The organism is Nocardioides sp. (assembly GCF_047602075.1).
GTDB lineage: Bacteria > Actinomycetota > Actinomycetes > Propionibacteriales > Nocardioidaceae > Nocardioides.
Genome location: NZ_JASGIF010000002.1, coordinates 1,030,631 through 1,054,034 on the forward strand (window position 1 = coordinate 1,030,631; position 23,404 = coordinate 1,054,034).

27 protein-coding genes are annotated in these 23,404 nt (G+C 68.9%); 19 read left to right on the top strand and 8 right to left on the bottom strand.

What is annotated here, in order from left to right; all coding sequences use genetic code 11:
• The first annotated feature begins 3 nt into the window (after positions 1-3).
• Genes QM714_RS17650 through QM714_RS17695 form a run of 10 tightly spaced genes read left to right on the top strand, consistent with a single transcriptional unit; the run spans position 4 to position 8,532 of the window.
• The gene (locus QM714_RS17650) at positions 4-1,263 is read left to right on the top strand and encodes a Rieske 2Fe-2S domain-containing protein (RefSeq protein WP_415102643.1); all 1,260 of its coding nucleotides are present in this window, start codon (positions 4-6) and stop codon (positions 1,261-1,263) included.
• Positions 1,256-1,552: a hypothetical protein gene (locus QM714_RS17655; RefSeq protein ID WP_415102644.1), complete on the top strand. Its 297-nt coding sequence runs from the start codon at positions 1,256-1,258 to the stop codon at positions 1,550-1,552. Before QM714_RS17650 ends, QM714_RS17655 begins: the two co-directional genes overlap by 8 nt.
• 1 nt (position 1,553) lies before the next feature.
• Complete coding sequence (locus QM714_RS17660) at positions 1,554-2,219, top strand: HAD-IA family hydrolase (protein WP_415102645.1); 666 nt, start codon at positions 1,554-1,556, stop codon at positions 2,217-2,219.
• Positions 2,212-3,180 (top strand): PDR/VanB family oxidoreductase, encoded by a 969-nt coding sequence (locus QM714_RS17665; protein WP_415102646.1) that lies wholly within the window; start codon positions 2,212-2,214, stop codon positions 3,178-3,180. The genes QM714_RS17660 and QM714_RS17665 overlap by 8 nt, the downstream gene beginning before the upstream one ends.
• On the top strand, positions 3,177-3,995 hold the full coding sequence (locus QM714_RS17670) for a 2-keto-4-pentenoate hydratase (protein ID WP_415102647.1): 819 nt from the start codon (positions 3,177-3,179) through the stop codon (positions 3,993-3,995). The genes QM714_RS17665 and QM714_RS17670 overlap by 4 nt, the downstream gene beginning before the upstream one ends.
• Entirely contained in the window at positions 3,992-4,957 is a 966-nt protein-coding gene (locus QM714_RS17675) for an acetaldehyde dehydrogenase (acetylating) (RefSeq protein WP_415102648.1), read from the top strand. Before QM714_RS17670 ends, QM714_RS17675 begins: the two co-directional genes overlap by 4 nt.
• An 11-nt stretch (positions 4,958-4,968) precedes the next feature.
• Positions 4,969-6,099, top strand: a complete 1,131-nt coding sequence (gene dmpG / locus QM714_RS17680) for a 4-hydroxy-2-oxovalerate aldolase (protein ID WP_415102649.1) — start codon at positions 4,969-4,971, stop codon at positions 6,097-6,099.
• A complete protein-coding gene (locus QM714_RS17685) occupies positions 6,099-6,881 on the top strand; it encodes a 2-keto-4-pentenoate hydratase (protein ID WP_415102650.1) in 783 nt (260 codons plus the stop codon). The genes dmpG and QM714_RS17685 overlap by 1 nt, the downstream gene beginning before the upstream one ends.
• Positions 6,881-7,093: a tautomerase family protein gene (locus QM714_RS17690; RefSeq protein WP_415102651.1), complete on the top strand. Its 213-nt coding sequence runs from the start codon at positions 6,881-6,883 to the stop codon at positions 7,091-7,093. Before QM714_RS17685 ends, QM714_RS17690 begins: the two co-directional genes overlap by 1 nt.
• Positions 7,090-8,532, top strand: coding sequence for an aldehyde dehydrogenase (locus tag QM714_RS17695; protein ID WP_415102652.1), 1,443 nt, complete (start codon positions 7,090-7,092; stop codon positions 8,530-8,532). The genes QM714_RS17690 and QM714_RS17695 overlap by 4 nt, the downstream gene beginning before the upstream one ends.
• Positions 8,533-8,560: 28 nt before the next feature.
• Here QM714_RS17695 and QM714_RS17700 read toward each other — a convergent pair whose 3' ends face one another.
• The 6 genes from QM714_RS17700 to QM714_RS17725 form a co-directional block, all read right to left on the bottom strand.
• Positions 8,561-9,460, bottom strand: coding sequence for a homocysteine S-methyltransferase family protein (locus QM714_RS17700; protein ID WP_415102653.1), 900 nt, complete (start codon positions 9,458-9,460; stop codon positions 8,561-8,563).
• 49 nt (positions 9,461-9,509) lie between these two features.
• Complete coding sequence (locus QM714_RS17705; RefSeq protein WP_415102654.1) at positions 9,510-10,592, bottom strand: DUF1015 family protein; 1,083 nt, start codon at positions 10,590-10,592, stop codon at positions 9,510-9,512.
• The gene (locus QM714_RS17710) at positions 10,589-11,815 is read right to left on the bottom strand and encodes a phosphoglycerate dehydrogenase (protein WP_415102655.1); all 1,227 of its coding nucleotides are present in this window, start codon (positions 11,813-11,815) and stop codon (positions 10,589-10,591) included. The genes QM714_RS17705 and QM714_RS17710 overlap by 4 nt, the downstream gene beginning before the upstream one ends.
• A gap of 97 nt (positions 11,816-11,912) precedes the next feature.
• Positions 11,913-13,679, bottom strand: a complete 1,767-nt coding sequence (locus QM714_RS17715) for a DUF429 domain-containing protein (protein WP_415102656.1) — start codon at positions 13,677-13,679, stop codon at positions 11,913-11,915.
• A gap of 69 nt (positions 13,680-13,748) precedes the next feature.
• A complete protein-coding gene (locus QM714_RS17720) occupies positions 13,749-14,183 on the bottom strand; it encodes a hypothetical protein (protein WP_415102657.1) in 435 nt (144 codons plus the stop codon).
• A gap of 83 nt (positions 14,184-14,266) precedes the next feature.
• Complete coding sequence (locus QM714_RS17725) at positions 14,267-15,520, bottom strand: hypothetical protein (protein ID WP_415102658.1); 1,254 nt, start codon at positions 15,518-15,520, stop codon at positions 14,267-14,269.
• Positions 15,521-15,603: 83 nt separating this feature from the next.
• On the opposite strand from QM714_RS17725, the gene QM714_RS17730 reads away from it, so the two are divergent.
• The 7 genes from QM714_RS17730 (at position 15,604) to QM714_RS17760 (ending at position 20,778) form a co-directional block, all read left to right on the top strand.
• On the top strand, positions 15,604-16,167 hold the full coding sequence (locus tag QM714_RS17730) for an RNA polymerase sigma factor (RefSeq protein ID WP_415102659.1): 564 nt from the start codon (positions 15,604-15,606) through the stop codon (positions 16,165-16,167).
• Positions 16,164-16,955, top strand: a complete 792-nt coding sequence (locus QM714_RS17735) for a zf-HC2 domain-containing protein (RefSeq protein WP_415102660.1) — start codon at positions 16,164-16,166, stop codon at positions 16,953-16,955. Before QM714_RS17730 ends, QM714_RS17735 begins: the two co-directional genes overlap by 4 nt.
• Entirely contained in the window at positions 16,952-17,818 is an 867-nt protein-coding gene (locus tag QM714_RS17740; protein ID WP_415102661.1) for an ATP-binding cassette domain-containing protein, read from the top strand. Before QM714_RS17735 ends, QM714_RS17740 begins: the two co-directional genes overlap by 4 nt.
• Positions 17,815-18,735 (top strand): hypothetical protein, encoded by a 921-nt coding sequence (locus QM714_RS17745; RefSeq protein WP_415102662.1) that lies wholly within the window; start codon positions 17,815-17,817, stop codon positions 18,733-18,735. Before QM714_RS17740 ends, QM714_RS17745 begins: the two co-directional genes overlap by 4 nt.
• Positions 18,735-19,418 (top strand): hypothetical protein, encoded by a 684-nt coding sequence (locus QM714_RS17750; protein ID WP_415102663.1) that lies wholly within the window; start codon positions 18,735-18,737, stop codon positions 19,416-19,418. The genes QM714_RS17745 and QM714_RS17750 overlap by 1 nt, the downstream gene beginning before the upstream one ends.
• Positions 19,419-19,576: 158 nt before the next feature.
• Positions 19,577-20,089 (top strand): RNA polymerase sigma factor, encoded by a 513-nt coding sequence (locus QM714_RS17755; RefSeq protein WP_415102664.1) that lies wholly within the window; start codon positions 19,577-19,579, stop codon positions 20,087-20,089.
• Entirely contained in the window at positions 20,086-20,778 is a 693-nt protein-coding gene (locus QM714_RS17760) for a hypothetical protein (protein ID WP_415102665.1), read from the top strand. Before QM714_RS17755 ends, QM714_RS17760 begins: the two co-directional genes overlap by 4 nt.
• 106 nt (positions 20,779-20,884) lie before the next feature.
• Here QM714_RS17760 and QM714_RS17765 read toward each other — a convergent pair whose 3' ends face one another.
• Positions 20,885-21,271, bottom strand: a complete 387-nt coding sequence (locus tag QM714_RS17765) for a hypothetical protein (RefSeq protein ID WP_415102666.1) — start codon at positions 21,269-21,271, stop codon at positions 20,885-20,887.
• 252 nt (positions 21,272-21,523) lie between these two features.
• Here QM714_RS17765 and QM714_RS17770 point away from each other — a divergent pair, with 252 nt between their 5' ends.
• A complete protein-coding gene (locus tag QM714_RS17770; RefSeq protein ID WP_415102667.1) occupies positions 21,524-21,994 on the top strand; it encodes a helix-turn-helix domain-containing protein in 471 nt (156 codons plus the stop codon).
• The gene (locus QM714_RS17775; protein WP_415102668.1) at positions 21,883-22,662 is read left to right on the top strand and encodes an IS630 family transposase; all 780 of its coding nucleotides are present in this window, start codon (positions 21,883-21,885) and stop codon (positions 22,660-22,662) included. Before QM714_RS17770 ends, QM714_RS17775 begins: the two co-directional genes overlap by 112 nt.
• A gap of 16 nt (positions 22,663-22,678) precedes the next feature.
• On the opposite strand, the gene QM714_RS17780 is transcribed toward QM714_RS17775, so the two are convergent.
• Positions 22,679-23,338 (bottom strand): AAA family ATPase, encoded by a 660-nt coding sequence (locus tag QM714_RS17780; RefSeq protein WP_415102669.1) that lies wholly within the window; start codon positions 23,336-23,338, stop codon positions 22,679-22,681.
• Positions 23,339-23,404 lie beyond the last annotated feature (66 nt).

Consider the following 23,404-nt stretch of genomic DNA (forward strand, 5'->3'; position numbering starts at 1 on the left):
CAGATGCTGACCGTGGAACAGAACGAAGAGTTGACTCGGGTTGGTCCCGGCACCCCGATGGGCGAGCTGCTACGCCGCTATTGGTACCCGATCGCTTTCGAGCAGGACTTCGACGAGGGCAGGCCGAGCAAGACCGTGCGTCTGCTCGGCGAGAACTGGACGCTCTACAAGACTCCGTCCGGCAGGTACGGCATCATCGGTGAGTCCTGCCCGCACCGCCGCGCATCGTTGACCTACGGCGTCGTTCGTGACGACGGGATCAGCTGCGGCTACCACGGGTGGAAGTACGACTTCGACGGCCAGTGCATCGACCAGCCTGCGGAGAACGACAACACCGCGTTCCGCGACAAGATCAAGGCCAAGGCCGGGGTCGCCCAGACGATGGGCGGCATGGTGTGGGTCTATGTCGGGCCCCAACCGGTGCCGGAGCTGCCGCGCTTCGACGTCTACGTCCAAGACGGCATCCGGGACATCGGCGTGGCGACCCTGCCGTGCAACTGGTTCCAGATCATGGAGAACTCCGTCGACCCCCACCACGTCGAGTGGCTCCACGGTGCCTACTTCGAGTTCCTCGGCCAAGTCGAGGGGTTCGAGGCGCCCAAGTCGTTCCAGAAGAAGCACATCAAGGTGTCCTTCGACGAGTTCGAGTTCGGCATCATCAAGCGGCGGGTGCTCGAGGGCCATACGGAGGAGAGCGACGACTGGGCCATCGGCCATCCCCTGATGTTCCCCTACGGTATGCGGGTGGGTGGGATGTGGATCGACCAGATGCAGATCCGGGTCCCGATCGACGACACCACCACCTGGAAGCTGTTCTACAGCCTGCACCACCCCGAGGGCGGCACCTGGGAGAAGCAGGATCGACCGGTGGTCTACGACTACGAGTGGATCGACGAGAACGGCGAGTTCATCACCGACTACGTCGAGGGCCAAGACGTGATGGCGTGGGTCTCGCAGGGCACCATCACCGACCGCTCGCAAGAGCACCTCGGTCGCTCCGACCAGGGCGTTGCGATGCTGCGCAAGATGTTCAAGGAGGCGATGGCCGCCATCGAGGACGGCGAGGACCCGCCGGGAGTCGTGCGTGAGAAGCACGACATCATCGACCTGCCCTGCGAGAAGGACAAGTTCGGTGCCGGCACCGCTTTCACCGACCAATGGATCAACGGCGGCTCGATGCGCTACAGCCCGATCCGCGAGCAGCTGCTCGCGCTGCACCGAGACGCTGCAGCGGTGCGGGAGAAGGCGGGTTCCGGTGCCTGACCTCGAGCAGCAGGCGAGGCGAGCCGCCCATCACGGGCCGTGGCCGGACCTGCCGCCTGATCCACATCGGCTTCCGCCGCCTGGCGACTGGTTCGCCTCGGATGCGGCACTCCACCTGCTCGACAAGCCGAAGTTCTGCCCGCACTGCGGGGTCTCGCTGGACCGCGGGCTGATCTCGGAGTGGTGGAGCGGCGAAGACCGGATCTTCCTCACCTGGTGTGCGGAGTGCCGGTGGACGGGCAACGTGGTGCTCTTCTCACGCGCCGTCATCGAGGAGCCGGAGCACTGAGATGACCACTCGGGCGCTCGTCCTCGACTTCGGCGGGCCGGTCCTGCTCACCATCTTCGAACTGGTCGCCGCCGATGCTGACTCGCCGGCCCATGCCCTCCTGCACGAGCGAGGACCGTTTGCGCCCGCTGATCGGCCAGATCCAGACTGGGCTGACCTGCAGGCAGGTCGGATCACCGAGCGTGCCTACTGGGCGCACCGCTCCGAGGAGTGGCACGCCGCCGGTGGCGCCGGGGGGAACATCCGCGCTCTGGTAGCCCACTTGTACGAGCCGGCTCGCCCTGAGCTGATCCGCGATCGAGCCCGGACACTGGTCCGCGACGCCCACGAGGCGGGCATCCCGGTGGGGATCCTCACCAACGACCTGCGCGACTTCCACAGCGACTCGTGGATCGAGAAGATCGACATCCTCGGTGACATCGACGTGATCGTCGACGGGTCGGTCGAAGGCTTCCTGAAGCCTGACCCGAGACTCTACGAGCTGCTCTCCGAACGACTCGACGTGGCGTTCGGCGACATGGTGTTCCTCGACGACCAGGCGACGAACATCAGGGGGGCCGAAGACCTGGGCATCAGGTCCGTGCTGTTCGACGTGACCGATCCAGGTTCGTCGTACGCCCAAGTCCGCAAGCTCCTCGGTCTGGCCGAGGAGGTGGGCGATGGTTGAGCAGCGCGAGCTGCGGGTCACCCAGATGCGGCTCGAGGCCGACGGCGTGATCTCGCTCCGACTGACCCGCATCGAGAGCAACAAGCCCCTCCCCGAGTGGGAGCCCGGTGCCCACATCGACGTCTACGTCCCCGACGGCAGCACCCGGCAGTATTCCCTCTGCGGCGACCCGCGGGACCTGTCGGCTTACGAGATCGCGGTGCTGCGCGAACCGGATGGACGCGGAGGCTCCCTGTTCGTCCACGATCAGCTCCGTGTCGGAGACCGGCTCCTGGTCACTCGGCCCAAACAGGGCTTCGCGCTCGAGGACGCCTCCTTCCATGCCCTGCTCGCCGGCGGCGTGGGGGTCACCCCGATCGTCACCTTCGCCGAGCACCTGGACCGTGCCGGCAAGCCGTTCCAACTGACCTATGGAGGTCGCACTCGCGACTCGATGGCGTTCTGCGACCGCCTCGGTGCGCTCGGTGACAGGGTGCGGATGCTCGCCGAGGACACCGACGGGCGGCCCGACCTGGAAGGGGTCGTGCGCAGCCTCCCCGAGGGTGGGCTGATCTACGTCTGCGGACCGGTGGGTCTGCTGCGCGCGGTCGAGGAGGCCGCCGAGAAGGTGCACGGGCCCGACCACGACATCGTCCGCTTCGAGCTGTTCAGCCGCGTGGGTGTCGAGCCGAAGGAGGCAGCGCCTCTGGACGGCGACAGCTACGAGCTGGTCCTTGCGCAGGCCGGTCACACGCTGCGGATGAAGCCTGACGCCAACATCCTCGAGACTGTGCTCGCGCTGGGCATCGAGGTGGAGAACGACTGTCGTGACGGGATCTGCGGCTCGTGCGTGACCCGAGTGCTGTCGGGCACGGTCGACCACCAGGATCTCGTGTTGACCAAGCGGGAGCAGGTGGCAATGGACAAGATGATGATCTGCTGCTCGCGACCCACGAGTGAACGGCTGGAGTTGGACTTGTGACCGTCGAGGGTTTGGACGAGGAGACGCGCGCTGCCGCCGCGCAGTCGCTGTTGGCGGCGTACGACAGCGGCGAGCCGATCGCGCCACCGACCAGCACCTATCAGGGCATGGGCGTCGGCGACGCCTACGCGATCCAGCTGTTGCAGGTCCAGCAGTGGGTGGCGTCCGGCCGCACGGTGCGGGGTCACAAGGTCGGTCTCACCAGCCATGCGATGCAGCGGCTGCTCGGGGTCCACGAGCCCGACTACGGGCACCTCATGGACGACTTCTTCTTCCTCGAGCACACCCCCATCCCGGTGGGGCGTTTCCTGCAGCCGCGCATCGAGCCCGAGATCGCGTTCGTGCTCAAGAGACCCTTGCGGGGGCCTGGTGTGACCGTGCCCGAGGCGATGGCGGCGGTCGACTTCGTGCTTCCGGCGCTCGAGATCGTGGACAGTCGCGTTGCGGACTGGAAGATCGGGCTGCCCGACACCATCGCAGACAACGCGAGCTCGGGGGCGCTCGTGCTCGGATCCACTCCGACGTCGCTCGCCGAGGTCGACCTCCGGCTGAGCGGCGGGGTGATGACCCGCAACGGCGAGGTGGTCGGCACCGGTGCCGGGGGTGCCGTGCTCGGTTCGCCGTTGACCTCACTGGTCTGGCTGGCCAACACCGTCGGTGCCCGGGGCGTCATCCTCGAGGCCGGCCATGTCGTCCTTCCCGGGTCGATCTGCGCGATGGCGCCGGTGTCCCCGGGCGACACCTTCACCGCGACCTTCGCCGGACTGGGCTCGGTCACTGCCCGGTTCTCCGGCAACCGAGAGGAACAGGGATGACGACCAACAAGGCCACCGCTGCCATCGTCGGACCAGGCAACATCGGCACCGACCTGATGTTCAAGCTGATCCGCCGCAGCGAGATCGTCGAGCCGCGCTTCATGGTCGGGGTCGACCCGACCTCGGACGGACTGGCCCGGGCCACGAGGATGGGGCTGGAGGCCTCGGCCGGGGGCGTGGACTGGCTGCTCGGCCAGGACGAGCTGCCCGACATCGTCTTCGAGGCGACCTCCGCCAAGGCTCACCAGGCCAACGCGCCACGCTATGCCGACGCCGGCATCCTCGCCGTGGACCTCACCCCGGCAGCGGTGGGGCCCTTCTTGTGCCCGCCGGTCAACCTGGAGTTCAACCTCGACGCCCCCAACGTCAACATGATCACCTGCGGGGGCCAGGCGACCGTTCCGATGGTGCACGCGGTGTCGTCGGTGGTCCCGGTGCCCTACGCAGAGATCGTCGCCTCGGTCTCCAGCAGGTCGGCCGGACCCGGCACCCGTGCCAACATCGACGAGTTCACCGAGACGACCGCGGAGGCGGTCAAGGCGATCGGCGGTGCCAGCGAGGGCAAGGCGATCATCATCCTCAACCCGGTCGAGCCGCCGCTGATGATGCGCAACTCGGTGTTCTGCGCCATCCCCGAGGAAGCCGGAGAGCCCGGTGACCTGCAGGACAAGATCCTGGAGTCCATCCATGCGATGGTCGCCACCGTCCAGGAGTACGTCGCCGGCTACCACCTGCGCTCTGACCCGCAGTTCGACCCCGCGCGTGACGCGTGGCGCGGCCAGGCGCGCGTCTTCATCCCGATCGAGGTGAAGGGGGGCGGCGACTATCTGCCCGACTACGCGGGCAACCTCGACATCATCACCGCGGCTGCGGTCCGGGTCGGCGACCTCATGGTTGCCCATCGCCTCGGCATCGACGCGTCGTGGAAGTCCAGCTCCGACCTCGCGAGGGCAGGGGTGTGACCGTGGGTGACATGACGATCCGTCCCGAGGACACTCCGGCCGTCGGTCGCGAGGTGACCGAGAGCGAGGTGCTCGCCAACGCGACGACTCCCGGCGGCTCGACCGACCTGCGCATCACCGACTCGACGCTGCGCGACGGCTCGCACGCGATGAGCCACCAGTTCACCGAAGAACAGGTGCGTGGAGTCGTGTCTGCTCTCGATCGCGCCGGCGTGCAGGTGATCGAGGTCAGCCACGGTGACGGCCTCGGTGGGTCGAGCTTCAACTACGGCTTCAGCAAGGTCGACGAGTTCGACCTGATCTCGGCGGCGGTCGACGAGGCTACGCGCGCCAAGATCGCGATCTTGATGCTGCCCGGTCTGGCAACGGTCAAGCACCTGAAGAGGGCCCACGCCGTCGGCGCATCGGTGGCCCGGATCGCCACCCACTGCACCGAGGCGGACGTGTCGATCCAGCACTTCGGCGAGGCGCGGGCGCTCGGCATGGAGACGGTCGGCTTCCTGATGCTCTCGCACATGGCCACCCCCGAGATCCTTGCCCGCAACGCCCGCACGATGGTCGACGCGGGTGCCCAGTGCGTCTATGTCGTCGACTCCGCCGGTGCGTTGGTGCTGTCCGACGCCCAGGAGCGAGTCGAGGCGGTGATCGGTGAGATCGGCCGTGACGGTGCACAGGTGGGCTTCCACGGCCACCAGAACCTCAGTCTGGGCATCGCCAACTCGGTGCTGGCCTACCAGGCCGGCGCGAAGCAGATCGACGGCGCCCTGTGCGCCCTCGGTGCCGGCGCCGGCAACTCACCGACCGAGGTGCTGGCGGCAACCTTCGAGCGGATGGGCATTCGCACCGGTGTCGACCTCGGTGAGGTGCTCTCTGCAGCCGAGGAGGTGGTGCGCCCCTTCATCCCGCGGCTGCCGTGGATGGACCGCTCCTCGATCACCCAGGGCTACGCCGGGGTCTACTCTTCCTTCCTGCTGCATGCCGAGCGGGCCGCGGAGAGGTACGGCGTGCCGGCTCACGCGATCTTGCAGAGAGTCGGCGAGCATGGCTACGTCGGCGGTCAGGAGGACATGATCATCGACATCGCGGTCCAGCTGGCCGAGGAGCAGACGCTCGGTGACCTGGCCGGAGTGGGGGTGCGTTGATGGCCTGGGACATCGAGTCAGTGGCAGCCGAGCTGCTTCGGTGCGAGGCCGAGCGGGTTGACCGACCACCGTTCAGCGACGAGTGGCCCGAGCTCGACCTCGCGACCGGCTACGCCATCCAGGACCGCACCCTCCAAGCGAGGCTCGACCGCGGCGAGACGCTCGTCGGCGTCAAGCTCGGGCTGACCAGCAAGGCCAAGCAGCAACGGATGGGCGTGCACTTCCCGTTCGTGGCGTGGCTGACCGACGCCATGGTCATGCCCGCCGGCGACCCGGTGCCGCAGCCGCGGCTGATCCACCCGCGCATCGAGCCCGAGATCGTTTTCGTCATGCGGGAGCGACTGGCCGGTCCAGGTGTCACGTGTGCGACCGCAATGGCCGCCGTCGACACCGTCTGGGGTGGAGCCGAAGTGATCGACAGTCGGTTCCGGGACTTCCGTTTCACCGCCGGCGATGTGGTCGCTGACAACGCTTCCTCCGGGGCATTCGTCACCGGGCCGGTCGGGGTGGCGCCGGGCGACCTCGACCTCTCCTTGGAGGCGGCCCTGGTCGAGGTCGACGGTGTGATCGTCGACTCCGCCACGGGCGCCGCGGTGCAGGGTCACCCGGGCGAGGCACTGGCGCTCGCAGCCAACGAACTGGCCAAACGGGGGCACGCGCTGGAGCCCGGTTGGATCGTGCTCACCGGCGGCATGACCGACGCCGTACCCGCTCCCGCGGGCACGTCGGTGGCGATCCACTTCACCAACCTGGGCTCGATCTTCGTCAACGGGGGCGAATGATGCCGTTCATCGACGTGACCCTCACCGAAGGCCGCACCCCCGAACAGTTGCGGGCGCTCATCGCCGGCCTGACCGATGCCGCAGTGGCGGCCATCGACGCCCCGCGCGAGAGTGTTCGGGTCGTCCTTCGAGAGGTGCCCCAGACTCATTGGGCCGCCGGCGACGTGACCATCGCCGAGCGGAGGCAGCAACAGGGGCAGGAGCAGGCATGAGTGAGCGGCAGTTCTTCGGCCACGTCATCGACGGTGAGGAGGTGCCGTCGACCGACGGCGCCACCTTCGAGGTCTGGAACCCGTGGACCCGGGAGGTCTGGGCCGAGGCGGCCGAGGGGAGCGCCGCCGACGCCGACCGAGCGGTCGCGAGTGCGCGGCGAGCCTTCGACGAGGGACCGTGGCCGCGGATGGCGCGTGCCGAGCGAGCCGCCGCCATGCGCCGGCTGGCCGACCTGATGGAGGAGCGTGCCGACGACCTTGCCTGGCTCGACACCACCAACATGGCCAAGCCGTTCGCCCAGGCGCAGCACGACGTTGCCAGGTCAGTGTGGAACTTCCGCTTCTTCGCCGACCATCAGCGCGACCACACCGGTGAGGTCTACCCGATGGACTCGGGCCACCACACCTACAGTGAATACGGCCCGGCTGGCGTGGTCGCGGCCATCAGCCCGTGGAACTTCCCGCTGATGATGGCCACCTGGAAGGTCGCACCAGCGATCGCGTGGGGCAACACCTGCATCATCAAGCCGTCCGAGGACACCCCCGCCTCGGTGACGTTGCTGGGACGCCTGGCCGCGGAGGCCGGCCTACCTCCCGGGGTGCTCAACGTGCTGAACGGACACGGCAGCCCCGCCGGCTCGTCACTGACAGCGGACGACCGCGTCGACCGCGTCACCTTCACCGGATCCTCGGCCACCGGCCGGGCAGTGATGGCCTCGGCTTCGAGCCACCTGGCCCCGGTGTCCCTGGAGCTGGGTGGCAAGGGCGCCAACATCGTCTTCGAGGACGCCGACCTCGACAACGCTGTGCACTGGGCGGTGGAGGCCATCTTCCGGAACTCCGGCCAGATCTGTCTGGCCGGGTCGCGCCTCTTCGTCGCCTCGGGCATCTACGACGAGTTCATGGACCGCTTCGTCGCTGCGGCCGAAGCACTCACCATCGGGGACCCGTTCGACCCCGCCACCAAGTTCTCCAGCCTGGCGAGTCGCAAGCACTTCGACAAGGTGTCGTCGTACGTCGACAGTGTGCCGCTCGATGGCGGCAAGGTCCTCACCGGCGGCGTCGACGACGAGGGCCGCTGGCTGGTGCGTCCGACGATCGTCACCGACCTCCCAGTGACCGCTCCGGCCTACTGCGAGGAGATCTTCGGACCGGTGTGCGTCGTCAACCGTTTCGAGGACGAGGGTGAGGTGGTCGCGCTAGCGAACGACACACGGTTCGGCCTCAACGCGATGCTGTTCACCGAGAACCTCTCCCGTGCGCACCGGGTCGCCTCCCAACTCCGCGCGGGCACGGTGTGGGTCAACTGCTTCTTCATCCGCGACCTACGCACCCCCTTCGGTGGGGTTGGCGACAGCGGGGTGGGTCGGGAGGGCGGCAACTTCAGCCGGGAGTTCTTCACCGAGCCGAAGGCCGTCGTCATGCAGATCCGACGCTGAGCCCGCTGCGGTCGGCCCGCGGGGGCGGTCAGACGCGGCCTTCGGCCGCCAGCCGCTCGGCGATGGCGCGGGTGTGCTCGGCTGACGAGCCGCAGCAGGATCCGACCAGCTCGAAGCCCAGAGCGCGCAGTTGGGCACCGTGCTCGGCTATGCCGGCCGGGTCGACGTCGTAGACGAAGCCGGCGCCGGCCACCTGCGGAAGACCCGCATTCGACTGCGCGGCCAAGAGCACGCCCGCGTCGCCTCGAGCCTGCGCCATCTCGGTGGCGATCTGGATCATCTCCTCCGGGCCTCGTCCGCAGTTCGCCCCCACTGCCTCTATCTCGAGCGCCGCGAGGGCCTCCACGGCGGCTCGTGGAGTCACGCCCATCATCGTGCGCAGGTTCGTGTCGAAGCTCATGGTGGCCACGATGGGCAGCTCGGGTGCCGCCCGGCGAGCTCCCTCGATGGCCGCGGCGACTTCGGCGAGATCGCTCATCGTCTCGATCAGGATCAGGTCCGCTCCGCCCTCGCGGAGGGCGGTCACCTGCTCGGCGAAGATCTCGACGGCATCGGTCTCGGTGAGGGTGCCCAACGGCTCGAGCAGTTCTCCGGTGGGTCCCACGTTGCCGGCCACGAACACCTGGTGACGGTCGGCGACCGCTCGGGCCAATCGCGCAGCGGCCCGGTTCAGCTCGACGGTCCGGTCCGCGAGACCGCTGGCCACCAACCGCGCGCGACTGCCGCCGAAGGTGTTCGTGGTCAGGATTCGGGCGCCGGCGACGGCGTACTCCTCGTGAAGGGCGGTGATGACGTCTGGGTGGTCGACGTTCCAGAACTCGGCTGCCTCCCCGGGCGGCAGGCCGCGGTCACCCATCAGCCAGCCGTAGCCGCCGTCGATGACGACCGGGAGGTCGCCGAGGAGGTTGTGCAGTCGGTTGTCGCTCACGCGCGAAATCTACGGTAGGTCGATGGCGCGGGCGGCATCGTCGCGACGTCTAGCGGCGTAGGAACATCCCCGCCGCCGGCTTAGGCTCGAAGTACGTCGCTTTCGGCGGCATCACCTCGCCGGCGTCGGCCACCTCGATCACCGCCTCGGCGGAGGGGGGTGCCAGCGTGAAGAGCGCTCCGTCGTCGCCGTCGCAGCGGGCGAGGAGCGTGTCGAGCGGGGTGGCTGCCGGGATCGTGTCGACGGTGCGGACCCTCCCGGGCGGAGCTGGGTCGAGACGGTCGAGCACGCGGCTCTGCAGGATCGCGACGTCGAGGCCGGCGGCCCCGGGCAGACGGTCGGCAGTGACACTGACGTCGTACCAGCGCTTCCCGACGTAGAGACCTAGCGAACCGACCGCTGGCGCCGGGGCCACGGCGACCTCTCGGACTCGGAAGGCCCCGTCGAGCAGGGTGAGCAGTCGCGTCGGGTCGACCGGTCCGGACACCCGGCGATGGAAGGCAGACAAGGTGAGCCCGTCGGCGGGATAGACCGCGCACAGCAGTCCGGCTTCGGCGGGCTGACCCGCGATCCGCCACTCTCCGAGGGCGGCCGCGGTGCGGTGGTGACCGTCGGCGATGTAGAGCCTGGTTGCCGCCAGCTCGTCGATCAGCGGGTCGATTCCCGGGCCGGCGCCGAGCCGCCACAGGGTCTGCTGGAAACCATGCGGGCCGGCGAAGTCCAAGGTCGGCTCGGTCTGCTGCGCTGCGGCCACCACTCGCGTGAACTGCGGCCCGGCGCGGTGGAGCAGCTTCACCAGGGCGGGCGGTGAGTTGCTCCTCCCGTGATGCCAGATCAGCGCATCCACCCGGGTTTGATGCACTGCCTCGTGTCCGCGCACCTGCCCATCGGCGATGGCGTGGACGGCGACATCGCAGATGATGCCGGCGTAGGAAGCGTCGCCTCGGCGCTGGCGGTAGACGTAGAGCGAGGCGGGAGCCTCGGCGTACGCCGACCTGTCGACCGCGACCCCGTAGAGGTCCACGCCGGACTCGTCTTGTGACTCCGACATCGCTGACACCGTGCGGTGTGCGTGATCCTGGCGCACGAGGTGTGCCGGGAACGGCCGCACTGCGCTCATCGCGCCGGTCATGGAGCGGGCTCGTCCTTGCGCAGCGTCACGACCGAGACACCGAGCACGTCAGGGATCGCCCCGAGGGACTCGAGCAGCTCGGGGGACGCCTGCCCCTCCACGTCGATGAAGGCGACGGCCGCCTGTCCACCACGGAACACACGGTTGACCATGTGCTGCACGTTCAAGCCCGCCGCGCTGAGCCGATCGAGCACCTGCGCCAGCACGCCGACCCGATCGAGATGCCGGACGGTCAGCGCGATCGTGCCGAGTCGGTCGGGGTCGAGGTTGACGCAGTCGCGCACCTCGCCGGCCACGAAGGCGTCGATCAGCTCGGTCACCCCCTGCGCGATGGCCCGTTGCGCCTGAGTGGTGGACGCGCCGATGTGGTGGGTGGCCACGACGGCGGGGTGCCGAGCCAAGGGCGAATCCCACTCGGCTCGGCCGGAGCCCGGCTCGCCGTCGTACACATCCAGTCCGGCCCGGACTCTGCCCTCGTCCAACGCCCTCAACAGTGCCGCTTCGTCGACGACGTCGCCGCGTGAGGTGTTGAGCAGGATCGCGCCCGGCTTCATCCGGCTCAGGAATGCCTCGTCGACGAGGTGCTTGGTCCCGGCGCTGGCAGGCACGTGGACGGACACGATGTCGGAGGACGCGACCAGCTCCTCGAGAGACTCGCAGAGCATGATCCCGAGCTCCTCGGCCCGTGCCCTGGCTGCGGGGGATCGGTCCGGTTTCGTCACTGCCTGGATGCGGATGCCGAATGCGGCGGCTCGCTCTGCAACCAGGAAGCCGATCGACCCCAGCCCGAGGATCCCCATCGTCGAGCCCAACAGACCGTCGGACTTGGCGTACGTCGCCTTGTTCCACTGGTGACCGCGGGAGTCGACGACGTTGTCGGCGATCCTTCGGTCGACGGCAAGCAGCAGCCCCAACGTCAGCTCCGCGACGGCCGCGGCGTTGCGACCCGGGACGTTGCTGACGAAGACCCCGCGCTCGGCTGCGGCGTCGGTGTCGATCGTGTTGGTGCCGGCGCCGGCGCGGATCACCAGCACCAGCCGGTCCGCGGCCTCGAACACCTCGCGTGGGACCTTCGTGCTCCGCACCACCAGGACGTCGTAGCCGCCGATCCGCTCCGCTAGCTCACCGGCGCTCAGCCCCGGCTCGCACACGCAGCGATGCCCACGGGTCTCAAGGTCGCTGACGGTCTGCTCCGGCAGCTTGTCCGCGAAGAAGATGCGCATGTGAGAACCTCTGGGAACTGTGGGCCGACGGCGGGGTCGCCACGCTAACGCCTCGGGTCCACGTTGGCCATGGGGCGGGGGATCGTCCCCTCGGGGGCTACCGCGATGTCGGCGGCCCCGCCATTCGGGCGAGGCGGTCGGTGAGCAGCCCGATCCGGTGGGCGTTGCCGCTCAGGGCGACGTAGCGTTCGCCGTACGCCGCGAGCAGGGCGTCGTCCAGGCGGCGGACCGCGCCCGTCCGGTGGCGGTAGCCCAGTTTGGCCTCCAACGCACCGGAGTCGATTTGGCGGATCACCTCCGCCAGCTCCCTCAGCGAGGTGATCCCGAGCTCAAGGACCAGACCCGCGATCCACGCGTAGTGGTCGGTGCGCGACCAGTCGGCGTCGTGGTACTGCCCGGCGAGGAATGCGGCCAGCTCCGGCGCCGTGATGCGAGGATCCTCGGCGCCGATGTCCGCGTCGACATCTGGCTCGTGGTCGACCAGGCGCGAGCGGAGCCGGTCCTGGATCGTCGAGAACTCCTGGTCGGCGAGCTCGAGGAGGCCGGCCGCCAGGGTGAATCGGCGATCCAGGTCGTGGGTGTGCTCCTCGGGCACCGTCCCCTTGTAGCGGATGTCGTGCTCGAACTCCGCCCACGCATGCTGCAGGACGGTGCGGATCTGGATCTGCACCTGGCGCTCGCCGACCGCGGGGCAGCTGGCCGTGGCTTCGGGGCCGAACCTCGCCTGCAGATGTCGGCTCGAGTAGCCGAACCGACCCTGGCTCGCGGTCTCCTCGCCGAGGTCGCGGTCGTCGTGCACCTCCAACTCGTCGTGCAGCAACGTGGCGACGGCGTCGACATCGCGGTGGACATAGGTGATCACCCGGATGCCGATCAGGTCGGTCATGTCGAGCAGCGGCGAGGCGTCCGGGGCGGTGGCTAGGAACCGGCCCACCTTGGCGGCGAAGGACGCCACCGTCTTGGTGCGACCGGTGACCGTTTGGTAGTTGATGCCGGCGTCGTCCAGCAGGCCGGTGATCAGCGCAACCACCTGCTCCGCGGCGGGGACCAGGGCTGGTCGTAGGGCCGCGTAGTCGCGCACCGCCGCAGCCACCGGATCTGCGAACGGCTTGGGTGGCCGCGGAGACGGCTGATGCCCCGCGGGCAGGGTCGGGGTGAGGATGTAGCCGGACTCGACGTCGCCGTAGATCGTGACCCGGTCGGGTCGCTGGTCGGCGAGCATGGCGACATAGGCACACACGACAGCGTCGACCTGGTCCTCGACAGCGCGCAGCTCGCTCTTGCGGCTGGCGGTCTGCACGGTCGCCACCAACTCACGCCAGCCGTCATGGTCGGCAAGGTGCAGGGGGCAGTCGGCGGTCGCCAGCCCCTCCAAGAGCTGGGCCAGCAGCAAGAGATCGGTGCGCAGCGTCTCCAGGGAGCGGCCCGACTTCTGCTTGTACTTCAACGTCCGGCCCAGCCGGAACAGCGCCACGGTCGCCGGATGCGGATAGACCTCCAGCGCCCGCCGACTCGACGTCGACCGGGGATCCATGTCCAGGCCCAGGCGAGCGCTCAACGCGGCGCCTCGCGGCTTGGTGAGCTCGGGCTTCCCGGTGTTGGACGGGTGGGCACCGGCCTCGAAGCGGGCGAAGTCGCGGTTGAGGTCAGCCTCGGCCTTGCGGTTGCCGGTGGGGTTCTTCACGATCAGCGGGGCGTCGAACGCGACGACGCAGTCGGCGGCCAGGTACGGCGACACGGTGGCGACGATCTCCTCGTCGCCCACCATCGTCGCCACGTGGACGAGCCGGCCCGCGGCGTCGAGCACCGCCACCCCGGTTGGTCGCTTCTGCCCCCAAGCGAGGTCAACGCCGACATAGTGCACGAGGCACACGCTACGGCGAGGTCGCCCGACCACTCCACTGACGACACCGGAAGGCCCCGGCCGCTCGGGTCAGGGCAGCACCTCGATGACGGCCCGTGTCTTGTATCGAGCGTCCGAGTTGGACAGCACGAAGTCGCGCGTCCGGTCCTCGCATCGAACCGACCGGGTGTCGATGGTCTGCCAGACCACGTCGCGCACCAACACCTGCAGCGAGAGCTGGGTGGTGTCGCTGAAGTGCTCCGTGCCGTCGCTCAAGGTGTTGCGTCGCTGCCCCAGCGTGTAGGCCCGCGTCCGGGTGTTGGTGTTGCCCAAGCGAGCTCGCACTTCGTCGGTGCCGCTGCCGTCGTGCTGCAGGTTCACTGCCTTGGTGGTGACCAGCCGGAGAGAGCAAGTCTCGCTCCCGGCGGCTGCCGCCTTCGGGGCGACGGCCGTTGCCGCCCGAACCGGACCGAGCCCGGCGAGCGCTCCGACCAGCAGTGGGGCGATGAGTTGGCTCCTGTTCATGGTGATGCCTCTCGGTTGGACCGGGGCCGTTCCCCGATTCGTAGCCGGGCCACCGTCGCCTGATCGGCTATCCAGTCACCAGGTCACCTTCTGCTCACCTTCCGCCCACGGCGCGACCATAGCCACCCGAGCCCGCCGAGGAGCAACAGTCCGAGGAGCAGCGGGCGCCAGTACCACGTCCACAGGGCATCCCAGGTCCCCCAGAGCATCCGGGTCGGTCCGGCCTCGAGGGCGTCGTCAGCGAAGGTGACGCAGGACGACTGCATCCGGTGGTGGACCGCCACGAGCGACTCCAGGTCGCCGTCGTCGCCGAGCGGCAGCGTCTCGGCCTGGTGGCCGTAGCTGCGGGACTTCGTGCTCAACACTGGTTGGTCGCCGCGCCAGCCCACCGCGCAGATGGGGTCCAGGTCGGCGGTGACCGTGCGGGTCTGGCTTCCGTCCGACACCGAGAACCAACGCAGGCGGGTCCCGCCGTCGGGTGCCTGGTCCCACACGACCAGGTCGCCGTCGGGAGCCATCGCCCAGCCCAGTGGGTGACCGGGGTCACCCCACGGCTCGTCCGGGCGGAGTGCCGTGGCCGGACCTGCCGGCCCGCCGGGTGTTGTGGTGGCGACCAGCAAGGTCGGGGCGTCTCGGGGGCCGATGACAGCCAGCCGCACTACCCGGCCATCTGGCAGGAGCCCCAGTGGGGCACCGCGGCCGGGGACCGAGTGGAGTTGGCCGGTCGCGACGTCGAGAACCGCCGCCGGAGTCGGCCGCCGCCCTCGCAGTTGGATCAGGAGAGCGCTGCCGTCAGCCGACCACGCCAAGAGCGGGTCGAAGGCCAACCGTGGCCGTGGGCCGTCAGCTGCGGGGTCGCCCGCGGCGTACCGGATCTCGTCCTGGGTGATCGTGCGACCGTCGCCGAGGTCCCGGATTCGCAGCACCGTGTCGTCGTCTCGACCAACCGTGGTCGCGATCAGCAGCCCATCCGGCGACAATGACGGCGGGGTGGCGCTGCGCACGGTCCAGGCCCGGCCGGCGGCGTTGAGCGCCTCGTAGGTGGCGTTGCCGAAGTTGTTGTCTTCTACGACGAGTGCCAGACGCCCCGCCGAGCTGGTGAGGTCGGGAGCGCCTCGGACGAACCCGACCCGCTGCGGATAGCCATGCACCGGAAGCCCGGGCCACACTCCGCCGAGGTGTGCCCCGACACCAGGCGCCATCGAGACGACCAGAGCAGACACAGTCACCAGCCACGCGCCACCGATCAGGACCCTGCGCATCCCCATGTCGCACCCCCGGAACCGGACGCTAGTGGACTCTGGGTCGGAGTTGGAGTGGTCGTAGTCGATCTTCACAAGATCCCCGCATCCGCGGTGACTCTGCAATCTGTGTGGCCGGTATGTGATCCGTTTCGGCCCCGACGCGCGACAGTGTTGTTGTGCAAACGCTCGCCGACATCGACGACACGGGGCTCTTGGCGCTCGTGGCCGAACGCGATGAGGCCGCTCTGCGCGAATTGGTGGAGCGGCACTCGGCGTGGCTGATGCTCCGGCTCAAGCGCCGCACCCCGGACGAGGACCTCGCGCACGAGGCGCTGCACGACACCTTTGTTGCCGTCTGGAGGCAGCCCCAGGCGTTTCGTGGTGATGGAGATCTGGGTGCGTGGCTGTGGGGGATCGCGATCCGGCAGTTGATCAGCCGCCTGCGGAAGAGGGCCGCGCCGACCCCGGTCGCCGACGACGTGCTCACCGCGGCCGGCCCGGTCGTGGCCAGCGCGGAGGACGAGTTGCTCGTCGCGGTGGCGCACGGCTCGGTCGGAGACGCACTCAAGACTCTCTCCCCCGAGCTCGTGCAAGCGCTTCAGGCAACCGTCATCGACGGCCTCACTACCAAGGAGGCAGCCGCACTTCTCGGGATCCCACAGGGCACGGTGAAGAGCCGGGTCCGGATCGCGAAGTCGAGGCTGCGTGAGCAACTGATCGCTCTGGAGGGACTGACATGACCGTCTGGCATGTGGAGGCACCGGTCTGGGCGGCGTACACAGCGGGCATGCTCGACGCCGCCGCCGAGGCGTCGGTCGAGACGCACGTGGCGGGCTGCGCGGGGTGCCGGGCGGCAGCCCGGGCCTATGCCGCACCTGCCCCGGCCGTGTGGGAGGCCGTGCAGGCGACGATCACCCGCCCGCGGCTGCCCCGGCCGCTGCGGCCCCTACAGCGGCTGGGCATCCCCGAGAGCGACCTGGTCGTGATCGGGGCGTCGGACGCGATCACGGTGTCGTGGGCGGTTGCCGTGGCCGGTGCGCTGGCGTCGGTCCTGGCGACGACGCTAGCCGGCGTTCGTCAGGAGCTGGCCTTCCTTCTCCTCGTCCCGCTCGTGCCGGTGCTCTCGGTGGTCGCGGCGTTCGACGCCACCGACTCGCTCCGAGAGGTAGCGGAGCCCACTCCCGTCAGCAAGCTCCGGGTTGCACTGCTCAGGGCCGCGGCGGCCCTGGCGATCGCGGTGCCCGCCACAGCGGCCATCGGGTTCGTAGTGCCCGGCCTAGGCTCGCTGACGTCCGTGTGGCTGCTGCCGTCACTCGGGCTGGTCCTCGCGGCGCTGGTGCTGCACACCTGGCTGGATGCCTGGGTCGCAGCCGGAGTCGTCAGCGCCGTGTGGGTCGTGGTCGTGAGTCCGGTCTACTCCGAGTTGAGCACGATGACCGCCCAGTTGCTGGTCGCGGCAGTTGCGGTCGCACTGGCCGTCGTACTCGTGCTGCGTACGACGACCCTCAAGCTGGGGGGTGCCCGATGACGCCGGTCGCATCGCTCGCCGATGTCTCCAAGAGGTACGGCGCCACCACGGCGTTGCACCCGACGAGCATCGACCTGCAGACCGGTGTCATCGGTCTCCTCGGCCCGAACGGCGCCGGCAAGACCACCCTGCTGCGACTGCTCTCCACGGCCCTGCCGCCGAGCGCGGGTCGCATCGAGGTCTCCGGCCAGGAAGTCACCGGCGGCCATGCCGCCCGGGTCGAGGCGCGTCGCCGGATCGGGTACACGCCGCAGGAAGTGGTGTTCCCGCGCGGCATGACCGCTTTCGGCTTCCTCGACTACATCGCCGTGCTCAAAGAGTGGAAGGAGAGCGGAGCCCGTCACGCCGAGGTGCGTCGCGTGCTCGCTCTCGTCGACCTCGGCGACCGGGGCTCGATGAAGGTGGCAAAGCTCTCGGGCGGCCAGCGTCGTCGCCTCGCGATCGCCCAGGCGCTGATCGGTGCGCCGGAGCTGTTGATCCTCGACGAGCCAACCACCGGCCTCGATCCCGAGCAGCGTGCGTCCCTGCGCGGCCTGCTCTCTGGTGCCGCTGGCACCGTGCTGATCTCCACCCACCAGACCGAGGACGTCGCCGCGCTCTGTGACCGGGTGATCGTCCTCGACGGTGGCCGGGTCCGCTTCGACGGATCCGTCCCCGAGCTGCTCGCGACCGCTACCGCTCGTGTGCACATAGGGCCGACCGCCAGTGTGGGCGCGGTCCAGACCTGGAAGACCGGAACCGGGCTGGTCCGGTCCGTCGGGGGACAGCCCGCTCCCGACTCCTCCGTCGTCGACCCGAGTGTCGAGGACGCCTATCTGCTGCTCCGGGCGGAGCAGCGATTCGCCGAAGGGGTCACCCCATGATCACATCGCTCGCACCTGGGTCGACGCTTGGTGTGCTCGCCAAGCAGGAGATCCGCAACTATCTCGACCACAAGCTGTTCTGGTTCGGCGCTGCGCTGACCTTGCTCCTCGCGGCCCTGATGCTTGCGGGCATCGGCCTGGATGGCGGCTCGAGTGGCAGCTACATGATCGTCCCGGGCGCGCTGCTCGGTGTGCTCGGCCTGGTGGTCATGAACGGCCTGACCCACAGGTCGGACCGTGCCGCCGCGGCGGCCGGTGCCGTAGCCGTGCCGGAGCGCACGCGCACTCTCGCGCTCGCTGCGGCAGTCGTCGTGCCCGCGTCGGTGGCGCTCGTGGCCTGGGTAGCCGCGGTGATCACGTGGTACGTGCACCCGCCGACCGACGACGTGATGCCGCCCGGCATCTCGAACGCATTCGTGCACGCGATGCAGTTCGGCGACGGCGTGATGAGTGCCGTCGGAGGCCCGCTGCTGGGGCTGTTGCTGGCGCGCTATCTGCCCAAGCGCGGCGTCGCGGTGATCGCCTCGGTTCTGCTCGTGATCGTGACGATCCTGCTGCAGGGCGGGCTGATCGGGCTGCAGCCCTACCGAGTCTTCTGGGTGTGGACCTACTTCCTCAGTCAGGTCGCGCTCCACGACGGGGAGTTCACCGGCGCGATGACGGCCGGCGCAGGCCCCGACTACGAGTGGCACATGGGGACCTACCCGGGCAACCCGTTCATCTGGCTGGTCTACCTGATCGTCCTCTGCGTGCTCGGCGTCGTGATCGCGGTCTACCACGACCCGGAGTCGGACCGGGTGCAGCTGCGGAGGGTCGCGCTCGGGCTCGTCGCCGCTGCAGTCGTGCTCGGCGTGCTCGCGATGACGGTCGGCTACACCGACCAGGTCGTGAACCCGGCGATCTGCGGCTTCTGCTGATGCTCGGCTACGCCGCCAGGGCGGTCCCGTGGACACGGGTCGCCCTGGCGGCGGCGCTCGTCGTCGTACTCATCGAGCTGGTGCGACGGGACCCGTGGGTCCTCTGGCCGCTGGAAGGCACCGCCGTCGCCGTCCTCGTCGGAGCGGCGGCCTGGTGCTTTGACGAGCAGGCCGCCGCGGTCGTCGACGTGGCACCACGTGGTCTCGCGTGGCGCACGACCGCTCGCCTGCCGGCAGTGGTGTCGCTGGCCGCGGTGTGGGTAGCGGTCGTCCTCCATGCGCGGTCGGTGCTCTTCGAGCACGAGCTCGCGATCCTCCTCCAGGGCCTGGTCGCGATCGTCGCGGGCACGGCTTGGGCGACCTGGCGACGATCGGGAGGCGAGGCGATGCCGGGCCTGCTCGCCGCGACGTTCGCCGTCCCGGTCGCTACCGGCTGGGCGCTCGTGCGCCCGTTCCAGCACGGGCTCCCGGTCTTCCCCTACGCCCTCGGTGGGGAGTACGGCGACTGGCAGACGAGCACGATCGGCTGGACCACCGCGGGCGCGTTCGCCCTGATCGCCCTCGGGATCACCCTTGCCGATGCTCGCTGGTGGCGAGGCTCTCATCGTCCCTTCGACGTCTCGCAGCGTGGCTCGACCACCGGAACCACCGCTGGCCCGACAGCGCCAACCCGCACCTGCTGATCAACCGAGGGACCGCGACCCGCGGACCATCGAGCTACCCCGAGGTCACTGTCGGCGGCGAACGGATCGGCGAACTGTGCGATCAAACCCGAACTCGGGCGTGACACCCACTGCCGCGCCGGACGTTCCATAGTGTGAGGTCGAGGAACGGAGCGCACGTGGACGCCGAGCAGTTCGAAGCGTGCTGGCACGCACACATCCGCCGCGTGGTGGCCTATGCCGAGCGACATGTGGGCCTCGACGCGGCCTACGATGTTGCCGCCGCGACGTTCCTCACCGCCTGGCGAACCTGGGACGCGGTCCCCGCTGAGGCCCTGCCCTGGCTGATATCCGTCGCCCACGGGCACGTCCGAAATCATCGCCGCTCCCTTCGCCGGCGAGGCAGCCTGGAACAACGCCTCGCGCTGCTCGATGAATCAGCCCACCCGGCAACGGACGCAGACGTCACCGCTGCCCAGCGAGCAGAAGCACTCGCAGTCCTCGCGGCCATGCCCGAACGCGACCGCGAGGCGCTCCTGCTTGTGGCCTGGGAAGGCCTCACCACCGAGCAAGCAGCCGAGGTCCTGGGGTGCCGCCCCGGAGCCCTCCGAATGCGACTCCACCGAGCCCGAGCGCGCATCGAGTCCTCGGCAGCCACTCCGAACCTTCGCCTGACCAGGAGCACGCCATGAACATCCTCGACCAGATCCGGCCCCGCGCCGAACACCTCACTGACGAGCACTCCCTCGAGATGCTCAACCGCGTGCAGACCACGCCGCAACGCCGGCGCAAGCCGCGATGGAACTGGGTCGCCGCCTTCGGCCTGTGCGGCGTCATCGTCGCAGGCGGGACCGCCCACGCCACCGGGCTCGTCCCTGACATCGTCACCGAGCGGTTCCAGCAACTCCGCGACGGGCAGGACGGCTGGCCCTACCCGATCAATGGCGAACGTCTGGTGGCGGACATCCCGCTCGGCAACGGCAAGCACGCCCGCATCTGGTACGCCGACACGGCCGACGCCGACGGCCAGTGCGTCATCCGCGACATGACCGGCACGGTGACACGGCCCGAAGACGTCGGCATTGATTGCGCCCGCTGGAATCCCGGCGAGGAAACCGACCCGCGTCGCGGTGTCTACTGGCAGATATCCCCAGATGGCCCGGCTGTCGTCTACGGCGAGTTCAAAGGCGTGACGGCCGACGTCGCCAGTGTCGAGGTGACGGGACCGGGCTGGACCAGGTCTTTTCCCGTCGAGGAGACAGCGTTCGGTGGGGAGGTCCCGACCGGCGCGGACGGCGACCAGGTCCGCTTCAACTACCTCGACGCCCGAGGAAACACGATCGCCAGCAGGACCGACACCGTCGCCATCGAGTCCGAGTAGCCTGCGGCTGGCACACAGCTGGCGTTGCTCAGTGTTGGTCGCGGCCTGCCAAGCGGCGAGTTCGGTGTTGAGGATGTCGAGGTCTGGGGCCGAAGCCGGGCCCGCGTCATGGGTGTAGCTGTCGCTGAGGCGGCGCGGGAAGGCGCCGGCCCCGCTTCGCATCCGCGATCCGGGCCAGGCTCGCCTGGTTCCGACGATGCTGCCTCACGCGGGCACGCTGCACACCCTGCTCCAACCGGAACAACGACGACTGCGCATTGATCGACCAATCGGAGAACCGCCGCGACAGCTCACGGTCATAGGCGTTGCGGACAGCGATTTCGAGGTGCCCGACATCCACGATCCCCGCCGCTGCGACGCGGGAGTTCCACAGGTAGGTCTCCATCGCGAGGGCGTGGTCTCCGCCCGCCACCGCGAGATAGCGTCGATACCTCGGCGCACTCAGCCACCGCTCAGCCTGCACGGCATCAAGCAGACGCGGAGGTTCGGACATACCTGCTATCCTCAGTACATCGCCCCGCGGGAACCGTCCTCTGTCTAGCCTCGGCTAGTTGGGCACCGCGGGGCTTTGTTCTGCCCCCACGACCTGAACCGCAGTAGACTGAAACCGCGCAGACGCGCACGATCACAGGTGAGTGCGTTTGCAGAACCTCGACTAGTAGCGTGTGGCTGCTGAGTTCTGGGGTGTTTTGTTGGGAGGTTGGTTCTGGCGGATCTTTCCCCTCTGCCTGACAGGACGTTCGTCATGCCGTCGCACAAGAAGCGCCCGGTGTTGTTGACCGAGGCAGGTCGTGAAGAGTTGGTTCGGATCACCGTGACCGGGGTCCATCCGGCCTCGATGATCAGGCGGGCGCGGGTGCTGCTTGCGTTGGATACCTCGATGGGAGAGATCGACTTCGGCGAGGAGATCGCGGCCCGGCTCGAGGTATCGGGCGAGACACTTCGGTTGGTGGCCAAGCGGTTCGCTGAGACGGGTGGAGATGTGCACGCCACGATTGGGCGTAAGAAGCCAGCCGGTCCTCCGGTGCCCTCGCCGGTCACCGGCGAGGTTGAGGCCCGACTGATCAAACTGGCCTGCTCGACGCCGCCGGAGGGCTACTCGCGGTGGTCACTGCGGCTGTTGGAGAAGCACGTCGTGTTGGTCAACGACATCCCGGACCTGGATCACTCCACCATCGGGCGGGTCTTAAAAAAACGAAACTGCGTCCTCATCTGAAGGCTTGCTGGACGATTCCACCGAAGGCGAACGCAGAGTTCGCGGCCCGGATGGAGGACATCCTCTCGGTCTACGCCCGGATCTATGACCCGATGCGTCCGGTGGTGTGTATGGACGAGAAGCCCTACCGGCTCCTCGACCACGCTCGCGACCCGGTCCCCGCGGCACCGGGCCGCGACCTGCGCGAGGACTCCGAGTACGTCAGGCACGGGACCTGCTCGATCTTCGTGTGGGTCGAGCCGCTGGCCGGGTGGCGACGTGTGCAGGCCCTGCGGCGCCGGACCCGCCTGGACTGGGCCAGCCAGGTCAAGCAGATACTCACTCATGACTACCCCGACGCCGAGACCGTGGTGCTGGTGATGGACAACCTCAACACCCACAACATCGCCTCGCTCTACGAGGCCTTCGGACCGGCCGAGGCTCTCGCGTTGGCTCAGCGACTCGAGATCCACCACACGCCCAAGCACGGGTCCTGGCTCAGCATCGCCGAGATCGAGCTCTCCGCGCTGACTCGGCAATGCCTGGACCGCCGCATCGCCGACCTCGACGTCCTCAACACCGAGCTCACCGCCTGGCAGCACGCCACCAACGCTGACCAGCGTCAGGTCGATTGGCAGTTCACGACTGACAACGCCCGGATCAAACTCCGCCACCTATACCCCAACTAACAGCTGCGACGCTCTACTAGGCGAGCTCGACATGAGACCGCACATATCCAGGCGACAGCGTCCGCTGGCCGGCTTCGCCCTTGACCGTAAGCGTGCCGCGATCGCAGGCGATCACGGTCCAGGTCTCGCGGTTGGCGACGTCGGCGTCGTGGTCGTTGCGGCGGGTGGCGATCTTGTCGCCAACTCCGATCCGCTCGCCAGATGCGGTGACGACGTCGTCGGTCACTTCGCCGATAGTGGCGCGGACGTGATGGGTGAGGCTGTTGATCTTGGCGACCTGCTCGCGGGTGTCGCCGACAACGAGTTCGCCGCGCATGGATCGGACGGCGAGCTTCTGCTGCCGCTCGACGTCGTTGGCGTGGATCACGATCTCGCCACGACGCACCAGCTCGTCGAAGACTTCGCCGGGCTTCTCGCCGCGGCGCATCTGCAACGACAGCTCGGCGTAGGCGGGGTCTGAGAACCGGCGCACCGCGTCGAGCTGCGTCACCCGGTCGGGCGCGTACCGGATCGCGAGGTCGAGCACTCCGCCGCGACCGACGGCAGGGAGCTGGTGTCGGTCGCCCACCATCAGCAGCGTCGTCTGGACCTCGTCGGCCAGCGTCAGCAGTGCGCGGGCAGTGTCCTGGTCGAGCATCCCTGCCTCGTCGATGACCAAGACGTCGCCCGGGCGCATCCGCTCGGCGATGTCCGGGGAGCCAGAGCTCGTCCTCGGGGGCGACCGGGTAGTTCCACCACGCGA

Excerpts from the sequence above, each read along its gene's own strand:
- QM714_RS17735 (WP_415102660.1), top strand. The coding sequence starts at position 16,164 with ATGACCGTCTGGCATGTGGAGGCACCGGTCTGGGCGGCGTACACAGCG.
- QM714_RS17745 (WP_415102662.1), top strand. The coding sequence starts at position 17,815 with ATGATCACATCGCTCGCACCTGGGTCGACGCTTGGTGTGCTCGCCAAG.
- QM714_RS17705 (WP_415102654.1), bottom strand. The coding sequence starts at position 10,592 with ATGACCGGCGCGATGAGCGCAGTGCGGCCGTTCCCGGCACACCTCGTG.
- QM714_RS17780 (WP_415102669.1), bottom strand. The coding sequence starts at position 23,338 with ATGCGCCCGGGCGACGTCTTGGTCATCGACGAGGCAGGGATGCTCGAC.
- QM714_RS17740 (WP_415102661.1), top strand. The coding sequence starts at position 16,952 with ATGACGCCGGTCGCATCGCTCGCCGATGTCTCCAAGAGGTACGGCGCC.
- QM714_RS17765 (WP_415102666.1), bottom strand. The coding sequence starts at position 21,271 with ATGTCCGAACCTCCGCGTCTGCTTGATGCCGTGCAGGCTGAGCGGTGG.
- QM714_RS17695 (WP_415102652.1), top strand. The coding sequence starts at position 7,090 with ATGAGTGAGCGGCAGTTCTTCGGCCACGTCATCGACGGTGAGGAGGTG.
- dmpG (WP_415102649.1), top strand. The coding sequence starts at position 4,969 with ATGACGATCCGTCCCGAGGACACTCCGGCCGTCGGTCGCGAGGTGACC.
- QM714_RS17675 (WP_415102648.1), top strand. The coding sequence starts at position 3,992 with ATGACGACCAACAAGGCCACCGCTGCCATCGTCGGACCAGGCAACATC.
- QM714_RS17770 (WP_415102667.1), top strand. The coding sequence starts at position 21,524 with ATGCCGTCGCACAAGAAGCGCCCGGTGTTGTTGACCGAGGCAGGTCGT.
- QM714_RS17720 (WP_415102657.1), bottom strand. The coding sequence starts at position 14,183 with ATGAACAGGAGCCAACTCATCGCCCCACTGCTGGTCGGAGCGCTCGCC.
- QM714_RS17650 (WP_415102643.1), top strand. The coding sequence starts at position 4 with ATGCTGACCGTGGAACAGAACGAAGAGTTGACTCGGGTTGGTCCCGGC.
- QM714_RS17760 (WP_415102665.1), top strand. The coding sequence starts at position 20,086 with ATGAACATCCTCGACCAGATCCGGCCCCGCGCCGAACACCTCACTGAC.
- QM714_RS17665 (WP_415102646.1), top strand. The coding sequence starts at position 2,212 with ATGGTTGAGCAGCGCGAGCTGCGGGTCACCCAGATGCGGCTCGAGGCC.
- QM714_RS17660 (WP_415102645.1), top strand. The coding sequence starts at position 1,554 with ATGACCACTCGGGCGCTCGTCCTCGACTTCGGCGGGCCGGTCCTGCTC.
- QM714_RS17690 (WP_415102651.1), top strand. The coding sequence starts at position 6,881 with ATGCCGTTCATCGACGTGACCCTCACCGAAGGCCGCACCCCCGAACAG.
- QM714_RS17710 (WP_415102655.1), bottom strand. The coding sequence starts at position 11,815 with ATGCGCATCTTCTTCGCGGACAAGCTGCCGGAGCAGACCGTCAGCGAC.
- QM714_RS17685 (WP_415102650.1), top strand. The coding sequence starts at position 6,099 with ATGGCCTGGGACATCGAGTCAGTGGCAGCCGAGCTGCTTCGGTGCGAG.
- QM714_RS17750 (WP_415102663.1), top strand. The coding sequence starts at position 18,735 with ATGCTCGGCTACGCCGCCAGGGCGGTCCCGTGGACACGGGTCGCCCTG.